This window comes from Streptococcus sp. KR (genome assembly GCF_002238115.1).
Lineage (GTDB): Bacteria > Bacillota > Bacilli > Lactobacillales > Streptococcaceae > Streptococcus.
In genome coordinates, this window is record NZ_NGVM01000142.1 from 1 (window position 1) to 462 (window position 462).

The 462-nt window shown below is 43.5% G+C and carries 1 protein-coding gene; it reads right to left on the reverse strand.

The window, feature by feature from the left end:
- Positions 1-462: hypothetical protein (locus tag CBI42_RS12880; RefSeq protein WP_179211419.1), on the reverse strand; the 462-nt coding region annotated here is incomplete at both ends.

Here is a 462-nt window from a genome sequence, read left to right on the forward strand (position 1 = left end):
GATTGGAACCACATGGTTATTAATGAGATCAAGAACCGGCTTGATGAACAAGGTAAACGGCAAGCCGAGAAGTGAAACGACTGCTGGAATCAATCCACCAAGGAACATGGTTCCCATCAAAAGTCCGTGCAATGGGTTCAAAACATCAGGTAAGGCAAGCACACCCAACTTAATCAGGTTACCTAAACCACCCAAGATATTCTTAAACATGACAGGAATTTGTGAGAACAGGAACTTGATACCATTCTTAAACAATTGTGCGAGTCCTTGGAACAACAGTGACATGCCACTCTTGAACAAGTTAAGTGTCAAATCAGTCAACCCTTTGGTGATTAAACCAATGAGTGCCAATGGCATCAACAATGATGCAAGTACGGCAGCCCCAAGACCGAGAGCCAAACGACCTAAGTCATTTAAGAGATCCCCGGCAATGTTTCCAAGACCTTTGAAGCCGTTAAACAA